Genomic DNA, 9,470 nt, shown 5'->3' with positions numbered 1-9,470 from the left:
CTTTGAGTGCCTCCCAAAGTCGCTGCCAAAGCTTCTATTGTGGTTCTTGCAACATTGTTGAAGGGATCTTGCTCGGTAAGACTCCATCCACTGGTTTGACAATGTGTTCTGAGCGTTAAAGATTTCGGATTTTTAGGATTAAACTGTTTTACCAGTTTTGCCCAAAGCATTCTTCCTGCCCTCATTTTGGCAATTTCCATAAAATGATTCATTCCAATAGCCCAGAAAAAAGAAAGCCTGGGGGCAAAATGATCAATATCCAAACCTGCTTTTAAACCAGTTCTAATATATTCTAATCCGTCCGCCAGTGTGTAAGCAAGTTCAATATCTGCCGTGGCACCAGCTTCCTGCATATGATAGCCGGAAATACTAATGCTGTTAAATCTGGGCATATATTTACTGGTAAATTCAAAAATATCTGCAATTATCTGCATAGAAGGAGCAGGTGGGTAGATATAAGTATTTCTAACCATGAATTCTTTTAGTATATCATTTTGAATAGTCCCGGCGAGCTGTTCAGGAGATACTCCTTGTTCCTCTGCAGCAACTATATAAAAAGCCATAATTGGGAGTACCGCTCCATTCATGGTCATGGATACAGACATCTTATCTAGGGGTATACCATCGAACAAAATTTTCATATCCTCTATAGAATCTATAGCCACGCCGGCTTTACCTACATCTCCAACCACTCGTTCGTGGTCGCTGTCATAACCTCTGTGGGTAGGTAAGTCAAAGGCAACGGAAAGACCTTTTTGACCGGCTGCAAGATTGCGCCTGTAAAAGGCATTGCTTTCATGTGCAGTAGAGAAACCAGCATACTGTCTTATTGTCCATGGTCTTCGAACATACATCGTAGAATATGGGCCGCGTAGATTTGGGGCAATGCCGGCTGCAAAATTAAGATGCTCTAAATGTTCTATATCCTTTTTTGATAAAAACGATTTTACCGGGATGTCTTCGGCAGTTATAAAGTCGGGTTTATTTGAATCTTTTTGCCTTTTAGTGTCAAAAGGTTTTAACTCCAGGTGGTGCAGCGCTTTTCTACTCATGATCCAATCTTATTTTTTCTGACGCTTCTGATAATCTAATCTCCGCGATTGGTTCGATAATGGTTTTCCTGGGATTTTTTTTGGTAAAAGGATTTTTTTGTAGTTCCTTCTTCATTTTGTCCATTTCGTTAGTGTATTTATTGCTACCTACTAATACCTCGTCTCCGGCATCGTAACGAACTTGTTGTTTAAGTGCACTTTCCTTAATTTTCCTCTGAATATTATGAGCTTTTAATTGTTTTAAAAAGCCATCTCCTTGCTCAATTTGTTTAAAGATTACCAATGCTTTTTCTGCCAGTTGTTGCGTAAGCACCTCAATATAATATGCGCCATCTGCCGGATTCGCAATTTTATCGAAATAGCTCTCACCTTTTAAAATCAATAATTGATTTCTGGATATTCTCTCCGCAAACTCATTGTTTTCATGATATATAGCATCGTATGATAAATTATAAACCGTATCAGCGCCGCCGAGAATTGCAGACATACATTCTGTGGTGGTTCTGAGTAGGTTTACATTGTAGTCATATATTGTCTTATTTCGGTTTGTGGGGCAAGCCAAAATATGACAATCTGTTTTAATTCCGAATTCAACTGCAAGGGTTTTCCAGAGCAGGCGTAAGGCTCTTAATTTAGCAATCTCAAAAAAGTAATTTCCATCTACCGCCATTTTAAAACATACTATCAGATCAGAGCGCAATAGTTTATTCTTATTTAAAAAGTTGAGATATTCACTTAGGTGTCCTAGAGCGTAGGCCAGTTGCTGCGTCCGATTGGCTCCTGCATTTTGATAGAGTGACACGTCAATGCTTAAGGTAGGTGTGTTTGAAGCCTCATTTAAAATTTCTTTCAGGGCTGCATGATCTGATTCAAAATTTGTAAACCAATTTCCAGTTCTGCAAAAATTACCCAAAATATCAATATGAAAATAAATATTCCCTTTAGCGCTTCCAGTATAGGCCAGAAGATCCTTGATATAAGCCACAGACAGAAATTGAAATTCAAAATGTACAGGAATTGAATTAATATCAATACCCTTCATGATCACCTTTGGTTTCAATTCAGGATTGGTCAAGGTAAAAATCAAACTCTCAGTTCCACTTTTGATAGCTCTTTTGGCCTTTTGATTTGCTTCTGCGGCATCTGTAACGAAAATGTGTTGTCCAATTAGCCAGTCAGTTTCGCTAGAAGGAGAACCTAACATGCTATCATTCAAATCATCTGCCTGGTAAAAAGGTTTCACTTTAATACCTTCCGGTGATTCCCATATAAGGGTATCATTATAATCTGCACCTTTTAGATCTGCCTGTATTTTTTGTTTCCAGGCCTTTGAGGAAACCGCAGGGAAATCAGTAAACAGTTGTTCTTTATTCATTTTCTTTCAGTTTTATACTATCCTCGTACTCAATCAAATAAATTTCCTCGTTCTTTTTTTTAAGATAATAGTTTTCCCGAGCAAATTTTTCTAATTCTTTGGGGTCCGAGAGTTGTTCAATAATTTCTTTATCCTTAGCTATTTCTTCTTTCAGGAATTCCTGTGTCTTTTCCAATTTTTTGATTTCTTTCCTCAATTCCATATGTATAAGCAAGGAGTTTGTGTCAAAAAAAGCCATCCATATGACAAAGGCGGTCAGCACCAGCACATAGATATTTGTAAGTATTCCAAACCATTTTTTATCTCTGATAGCTTTTAAACCCATTAGCTTAATTTTTCATTTATGATAGTGCGAACAATATCTACGGCTACGGTATTGTATTTATTATTAGGAATAATTATGTCTGCATATTCCTTAGTAGGTTCTATAAATTGATCATGCATAGGTTTCAAAGTGGTCTGATATCTGTTTAAAACTTCCGACAAATCTCTTCCTCTTTCATTTATGTCTCGTTTGAGTCTCCTTATGAGTCGTTCATCAGAATCGGCATGAACATAAATTTTGATATCGAACATATCCCTGATCAGTGGGTTTGTCATGATCAAAATTCCTTCAATGATCATTACTTTTCTTGGGTGTGTTTTTATCGTATCTTCAGTTCTATTGTGTTTAGGGAAGGAATATACAGGCTGATTAATAGGCTCTCCCTGTCTTAATTGTTTAAGGTGTTGTGCCAGAAGCTCAAAGTCAATTGCTCTGGGATGATCAAAATTAATTTTTGAACGTTCGTCATAACTGAGGTGCGACAGGTCATTGTAATATGAATCCTGCGAGATTAATCCAACTTCTTCATTAGGAAGTTCGTTAATAATTTGATTAACAACTGTGGTTTTACCACATCCTGTTCCACCCGCAATTCCGATTATTAACATAATGGTTCAATTTGTACCAAAAATACAGATTTGGGATGATATTTATCAAGACAATCGCCTTCCATTTATTAATGCATAATTACAAGATCAAATTGGATTAAAACATGATAATATTCATATTTAGGTTAATAGTTTAGGAATAATTTTGTAAAAATGAAACGATAATTTGATCTCTATTGAGATTATTCAGGCATTAGTTAAAGGAAAAAAGAAATGAGCTATGGGTATTCATATTTTGTTATAAAAATCCTTTAAAATTAAATGCTATTTAATTTGAATAGAAAACACAAAATTTATATAACTTACTAATCTTTTTCCAAGAAGATAATTTTAACTAGATCTAATTAAAACATCTATGAAAAATTCGTTTAAGGTTGTCGTAGACCGTAATCAGGAGTTTAAGATTACCAGTGATGACATCTCGAAAATTGATGCCTTAAAAACTTCATCTAATTCGTTTCACATATTAAAGGAAAATAAATCCTTTACAGCAGAGGTTACCGACAAAGATTTTTATCGTAAAAAGTATACTGTCAACATTAACAACAGTTCCTATGAAGTTGTTATTTCAGATGGTCTGGACCTTTTGATAAAGGATATGGGTTTTGCGCTTTCTTCTGCTAAAGATATTGATTCTATATCGGCCCCAATGCCAGGTCTTATATTGGAGATACATGTAAGAATTGGACAAGCGGTTAATGAAGATGATCCTTTATTAATACTTGAGGCAATGAAAATGGAAAATGTAATTACCTCGCCAAGAGATGGGATTATTAAAAATATTTCGGTAAAGAAAAGTGATGCAGTGGATAAAAACCAATTATTGCTTGAATTTGAATAACTGATCTACTATGAAAAAAATATTAATTGCAAACAGAGGCGAAATTGCAATCCGTGTAATGCAAACTGCTCAAAAAATGGGGATTAAAACTGTGGCTGTCTATTCTAAGGCAGATAGGAACGCACCCCATGTAAAGTTTGCAGATGAGGCGGTCTGCATAGGCGAAGCTCCTTCAAACCAGTCTTATTTGTTGGGATCAAGGATTATTGAAGTGGCTAAAAAACTAAATGTAGACGGTATTCATCCCGGATATGGGTTTTTAAGTGAAAATGCTGATTTTGCAGAAGAAGTAGAAAAAAACAACATCATATTTATAGGCCCAAAATCAAAAGCTATCCGTGTAATGGGTAGTAAACTGGCTGCTAAGGATGCTGTTAAAAATTATGATATTCCCATGGTGCCCGGGATCGATGAGGCTATTACCGACTTAAAGAAAGCAAAGGTAATTGCGAAAGAAATTGGTTTCCCTATTTTAATAAAAGCTTCTGCCGGGGGGGGTGGAAAAGGGATGAGAGTGGTTGAGGAAGAAAAAGAATTAGAATCGCAAATGAAGAGGGCTATAAGTGAAGCCACATCAGCCTTTGGTGATGGCTCTGTATTTATTGAAAAGTATGTGACCTCCCCAAGACATATCGAGATTCAGGTCATGGCCGACAGTCATGGAAATATCCTTTATTTTTTTGAACGCGAATGCAGCATTCAAAGGAGACATCAAAAAGTAGTGGAAGAGGCCCCTTCTTCTATACTAACGCCTGAGTTAAGAGAAGAAATGGGTATTGCAGCAACCAAGGTTGCAAAGGCCTGCGATTATCTGGGAGCAGGGACAGTAGAATTCCTGATGGATGCAGATCATAAATTTTATTTTCTCGAAATGAATACCCGGCTTCAGGTAGAACACCCGGTTACAGAATTGATCTCCGGAGTGGATCTTGTAGAGCTTCAGATTAAAATCGCAAGAGGAGAAGCAATGAACATTAAACAGGAGGATCTGCATATAAAAAGCCATGCTCTAGAGTTAAGGGTTTATGCTGAAGACCCTCTTAATGATTTCCTGCCTAGTGTTGGCACTTTGGAAACCTATAAGCTACCTACGGGAAAAGGCGTCCGCGTGGATAATGGTTTTGAAGAAGGAATGGATGTTCCAATCTATTATGATCCAATGTTGTCAAAGTTAATATCTTATGGCAAGGATAGAGATGAAGCCATTCAAATTATGCTTAAGGCCATTGACGATTATCATATTGAAGGAGTTCAGACTACACTGCCTTTTGGTAAATTCGTTTTTGAACATGAGGCATTCAGATCAGGGAATTTTGACACTCATTTTGTTAAGAACTATTATTCTCCGGAAGTACTAAATAAAAAAGCGGAAGAAGAGGCCAGAATTGCTGCGGTATTAGCAGTTAAACAATATTTGGAAGATCAGAAAATCTTAAGAATACCAATAAACTAACCTATGGACCCTAAATTAGAAAAATTAAAAGAAAGAATATCTCTTGCTCATATGGGTGGGGGACAAAAACGAATAGATAAACAACACCAGAAGCAAAAATTAACTGCGCGTGAAAGAGTAAATTATTTGTTGGACGAGGGTTCATTTGAAGAGATGGGTATTTTGGTAACCCACCGCACGACAGATTTTGGGATGGATAAAGAAATTTACTTTGGTGATGGAGTGGTGACCGGATACGGTACTATCAATGGAAGGTTAGTATATGTGTATGCCCAGGATTTTACGGTATTTGGAGGGGCTTTGTCTGAGACCCATGCAGAGAAAATTTGCAAGGTTATGGATCTTGCCATGAAAGTTGGAGCTCCTGTTATTGGTTTAAACGATTCAGGAGGGGCCCGGATACAGGAAGGGGTGAAATCTTTAGGAGGATATGCCGATATTTTTTATAGAAACGTTCAGGCATCCGGTGTTATACCACAAATCTCTGCCATTATGGGGCCTTGCGCCGGAGGCGCAGTCTATTCACCTGCTATGACAGATTTTACCATAATGGTAGAGCAAACCAGCTATATGTTCGTAACCGGACCAAACGTCGTCAAAACGGTTACTAATGAAGAAGTTACTTCAGAGGAACTTGGAGGTGCAAGTACGCACTCAACTAAATCCGGGGTTGCACACAGAACTTCTGCTAATGACGTGATTTGTCTGGAAGATGTTAAGAAATTACTAAGTTATTTACCCCAGAGTAACAGGGAAAAACCTGAGTCTTTAGCTTATGAGTTAGGGGATGAGGTACGCGATGAGCTTTCCAGTATTATTCCGGATAATTCTAATAAGCCGTATGATATGCATGATGTTATTAATGGTATTATTGACAAAGAATCCTTTTATGAGATTCATGAAGATTATGCCGAAAACATCATCGTAGGCTTTGCAAGACTCGCAGGTAGTAGTATAGGTATAATTGCCAATCAGCCCATGTTCCTTGCAGGGGTTTTGGATGTAAATAGTTCAGTGAAAGCAGCCAGATTTGTAAGATTTTGCGATAGTTTCAATATTCCTTTATTGGTGTTGGAAGATGTACCAGGATTTTTACCCGGTACGGATCAGGAATGGAATGGGATTATTGTGCATGGAGCAAAATTGTTGTATGCCTTTAGCGAAGCAACTGTACCGAGGATAACCGTTATTACCAGAAAGGCCTATGGCGGAGCCTATGATGTAATGAATTCTAAACATATTGGTGCCGATTTTAACTTTGCCTGGCCTTCTGCAGAAATTGCTGTGATGGGTGCGAAAGGGGCGAGTGAGATTATTTTCAGGAAAGAAATAATGAACGCCGAAGATCCTGTTCAAAAGCTGGCGGAAAAAGAAGCAGAGTATGCCGAGAAATTCGCAAATCCATTCCGGGCAGCCAGAAGAGGATTTATTGATGAAGTGATCTTACCCAAAAATACCAGAAGGAAACTAATCAAGGCATTCAGCATGCTTGAGAATAAGGAAGTGTCTGTTCCAAAACGGAAACATGGGAATATTCCGTTATAGGACTTAAACTAGGTTTTTAATTATAAGTTAAGATGGTAAGTATACTACGCCGCTAGATGAGTCTTTAGAGGCTCCTGTAACTGTTTTAAGGACATTAATTTCCTGTTCCATGCGCAATATCCCCATTAATGCAAAGATCAATGCTTCCTTGTATTCTATTAATTTTTTTGATGGGATAACAAGACTCACTGTTGGTGCAAGTTTTGACTGAAGTAATTCCATCATAAATTGGTTAAGAGCACCTCCTCCTGTAACAAAAAGAGTGCTTTGATCTTTTATTGATTTCGTTTTTATTTGCAATGCAACCTGTTCGCAGATATGATGGACTGATGTATGCAATAAGTTTTCTGTGGTATCCACAGTGGCATCAATGATGGGCACAACTTTTTCTATAAACCATTCGTATCCGGTTGATTTTGGAAAAGGTAACTTGTAATATTCCAGACGATTTAATCCTTCCAGCAAATCATTATTAATACTACCTTTTCTGGCCAGCTTTCCATTCTCATCATAAGAGAGTCCAATTTTCTGTGTAATATGGTTTAATATCATGTTTGCCAATCCAATATCATAGGCTATACGCTTACCCTCGTATTCATAGGATACATTGGCGATTCCACCCAGGTTCAGACAAAAATCATACTCGCCAAAAAAAAGCAGATCTCCTATAGGTACCAGAGGAGCCCCTTCTCCACCCAGGGCAACGTCATTAGATCTAAAGTCGCAGACGGTTTTATGCCTGCTGACGTTTGCAAGTTGTTGTCCGGATCCGATCTGAAATGTTAGTCCTTGTTGTGGTTGGTGGTGTGTTGTATGTCCATGACTGGATATAATGTCTACATCGAGTTCTTTTTCTTCAATAAACTCCCGGGCCTGCTTCCCTAACCAGCTTCCATAAGTGTTATGGAATATTAATAATTCATCCGCCGGGAGATCTATTGAATTTTTCAATCGGGCACGCATATCAATATCATAGCTGATGGCCCGCGTTTCCTTAATTTCAAATTTCCATCGGTCAAGTTTTTTCCAGATATGGCAGTAAGCCAGATCGAGTCCGTCAAGCGATGTACCTGACATCAAGCCTAAAACTTTGTGAATTTTCATTGTAGTATTTCATCAAGAGTTATCGGTAAGCTTCCATTAGCTATTGACTTTCCTAAAAAATGTTGTCCTGCATTTTCCTGAAAAACTTCAAAATTTTGATATATCAGTACTACAGCCTCTGTATTTTTTATTTGAAAAAGGTTTAAAACATATGGATTACCAAATAGATATAAAATAACACTTTTTGTTTCAATCATTTCTTTAAGGAACTTTAAATGCTCTTCAGGAATGCCAAAATTGTTTTGAGGTTTAGCCATTGGTGGATACAATGCAATCAGTAAGTTTTGCATATTTGACACTTTGTTTCTGATTAATTCTGTCTTGTAATCCTTTGTGGAAAAATAATCAAATTCAAGCTCTTTTTTAATATGCCTAAAAAAGGAATTATTATGCTCATTAGAAATTTCAATACCTGCGAACCCCTTAATTATAAAAGAGTCAATGTCCTTTGGAGAACCCTTATATAGAGTTAGACTCCGCTGAGCAAGCCTTAGATTTAGGTCAGCAGAATCTATTAATCCAACCTCTGAATTCGTATTTTCTATTTGGAATGCCTTTTCTTTCAGTTTCCAAATTCTTGAAAAGCTTAGTTCTATTTGTTCTTTATCTGCATTTTGTATTATGGTTTCAATACCCTCTGCTACATGTTCAGCGAAACATAAAATATCATTACCGGCATCAAATGCCGCCCATTCTAAATCACCCTTATTAGTGAACATTTTGGAAACCGCATGCATATTTAGTGCATCGGATACCACTAATCCCTGAAACCCTAATTCTTCCCGTAAAACTCCTTTAATTATTTTTTTTGAAATGGAAGAAGGTTCCATAGAGCCATCAGCAAGGGCAGGTACGGCAAGATGTCCTACCATTATAGATTCTATTCCGTTTTGAATTAATTGATTGAACGGGTACAGCTCATTCTCAAGGAGTTCTTCTTTTGATTTATTGATCACAGGAAGACCCAGATGAGAATCTGTAGCTGTGTCACCGTGCCCTGGAAAGTGCTTTGCGCTGGTAAGAACACCTTCACTTTGGATTCCTTTCATCAGAGCGAGAGATTTACCGGCAACATTATATTTATCACTGCCAAATGATCTATAGCCTATCACCGGATTTTCGGGATTGCTATTGATGTCGGCTACAGGAGTAAAATTCCAATGTATA

At 37.5% G+C, this 9,470-nt stretch carries 9 protein-coding genes; 3 read left to right on the top strand and 6 right to left on the bottom strand.

What is annotated here, in order from left to right; all coding sequences use genetic code 11:
- The 4 genes from WBN20_RS17100 to udk form a co-directional block, all read right to left on the bottom strand.
- The coding region (locus tag WBN20_RS17100; protein ID WP_424282563.1) for a methylmalonyl-CoA mutase family protein at window positions 1–1,052 on the bottom strand (1,052 nt) is incomplete at its 3' end.
- Window positions 1,045–2,427, bottom strand: a complete 1,383-nt coding sequence (locus WBN20_RS17095; RefSeq protein WP_424282562.1) for a methylmalonyl-CoA mutase subunit beta — start codon at window positions 2,425–2,427, stop codon at window positions 1,045–1,047. The genes WBN20_RS17095 and WBN20_RS17100, both read right to left, overlap by 8 nt.
- The gene (locus WBN20_RS17090; protein ID WP_424282561.1) at window positions 2,420–2,752 is read right to left on the bottom strand and encodes an FtsB family cell division protein; all 333 of its coding nucleotides are present in this window, start codon (window positions 2,750–2,752) and stop codon (window positions 2,420–2,422) included. Before WBN20_RS17090 ends, WBN20_RS17095 begins: the two co-directional genes overlap by 8 nt.
- Entirely contained in the window at window positions 2,752–3,360 is a 609-nt protein-coding gene (gene udk / locus WBN20_RS17085) for a uridine kinase (RefSeq protein WP_424282560.1), read from the bottom strand. The genes WBN20_RS17090 and udk overlap by 1 nt, the downstream gene beginning before the upstream one ends.
- A 355-nt stretch (window positions 3,361–3,715) precedes the next feature.
- Between udk and WBN20_RS17080 the strand changes: the two genes are divergently transcribed.
- The 3 genes from WBN20_RS17080 to WBN20_RS17070 are packed head-to-tail and all read left to right on the top strand — an operon-like array spanning window position 3,716 to window position 7,199.
- Window positions 3,716–4,201, top strand: a complete 486-nt coding sequence (locus WBN20_RS17080; protein ID WP_424282559.1) for an acetyl-CoA carboxylase biotin carboxyl carrier protein subunit — start codon at window positions 3,716–3,718, stop codon at window positions 4,199–4,201.
- Between the two features lie 10 nt (window positions 4,202–4,211).
- The gene (gene accC / locus WBN20_RS17075) at window positions 4,212–5,654 is read left to right on the top strand and encodes an acetyl-CoA carboxylase biotin carboxylase subunit (protein ID WP_424282558.1); all 1,443 of its coding nucleotides are present in this window, start codon (window positions 4,212–4,214) and stop codon (window positions 5,652–5,654) included.
- A gap of 3 nt (window positions 5,655–5,657) precedes the next feature.
- Window positions 5,658–7,199, top strand: coding sequence for an acyl-CoA carboxylase subunit beta (locus tag WBN20_RS17070; protein ID WP_424282557.1), 1,542 nt, complete (start codon window positions 5,658–5,660; stop codon window positions 7,197–7,199).
- Between the two features lie 27 nt (window positions 7,200–7,226).
- On the opposite strand, the gene WBN20_RS17065 is transcribed toward WBN20_RS17070, so the two are convergent.
- Both WBN20_RS17065 and WBN20_RS17060 read right to left on the bottom strand, forming a co-directional pair.
- Entirely contained in the window at window positions 7,227–8,303 is a 1,077-nt protein-coding gene (locus WBN20_RS17065; protein WP_424282556.1) for an anhydro-N-acetylmuramic acid kinase, read from the bottom strand.
- A partial coding sequence (locus WBN20_RS17060; RefSeq protein WP_424282555.1) for a glycoside hydrolase family 3 protein occupies window positions 8,300–9,470 on the bottom strand: 1,171 nt, incomplete at its 5' end. The genes WBN20_RS17060 and WBN20_RS17065, both read right to left, overlap by 4 nt.

Origin of the sequence: Eudoraea sp. (assembly GCF_049665975.1) — a bacterium.
Lineage (GTDB): Bacteria > Bacteroidota > Bacteroidia > Flavobacteriales > Flavobacteriaceae > Eudoraea.
The sequence above is the reverse complement of the archived record's forward strand: the minus strand, read 5'-3'. Positions and strand labels throughout refer to the sequence as shown.

Excerpts from the sequence above, each read along its gene's own strand:
- WBN20_RS17095 (WP_424282562.1), bottom strand. The coding sequence starts at position 2,427 with ATGAATAAAGAACAACTGTTTACTGATTTCCCTGCGGTTTCCTCAAAG.
- WBN20_RS17090 (WP_424282561.1), bottom strand. The coding sequence starts at position 2,752 with ATGGGTTTAAAAGCTATCAGAGATAAAAAATGGTTTGGAATACTTACA.
- udk (WP_424282560.1), bottom strand. The coding sequence starts at position 3,360 with ATGTTAATAATCGGAATTGCGGGTGGAACAGGATGTGGTAAAACCACA.
- WBN20_RS17080 (WP_424282559.1), top strand. The coding sequence starts at position 3,716 with ATGAAAAATTCGTTTAAGGTTGTCGTAGACCGTAATCAGGAGTTTAAG.
- accC (WP_424282558.1), top strand. The coding sequence starts at position 4,212 with ATGAAAAAAATATTAATTGCAAACAGAGGCGAAATTGCAATCCGTGTA.
- WBN20_RS17070 (WP_424282557.1), top strand. The coding sequence starts at position 5,658 with ATGGACCCTAAATTAGAAAAATTAAAAGAAAGAATATCTCTTGCTCAT.
- WBN20_RS17065 (WP_424282556.1), bottom strand. The coding sequence starts at position 8,303 with ATGAAAATTCACAAAGTTTTAGGCTTGATGTCAGGTACATCGCTTGAC.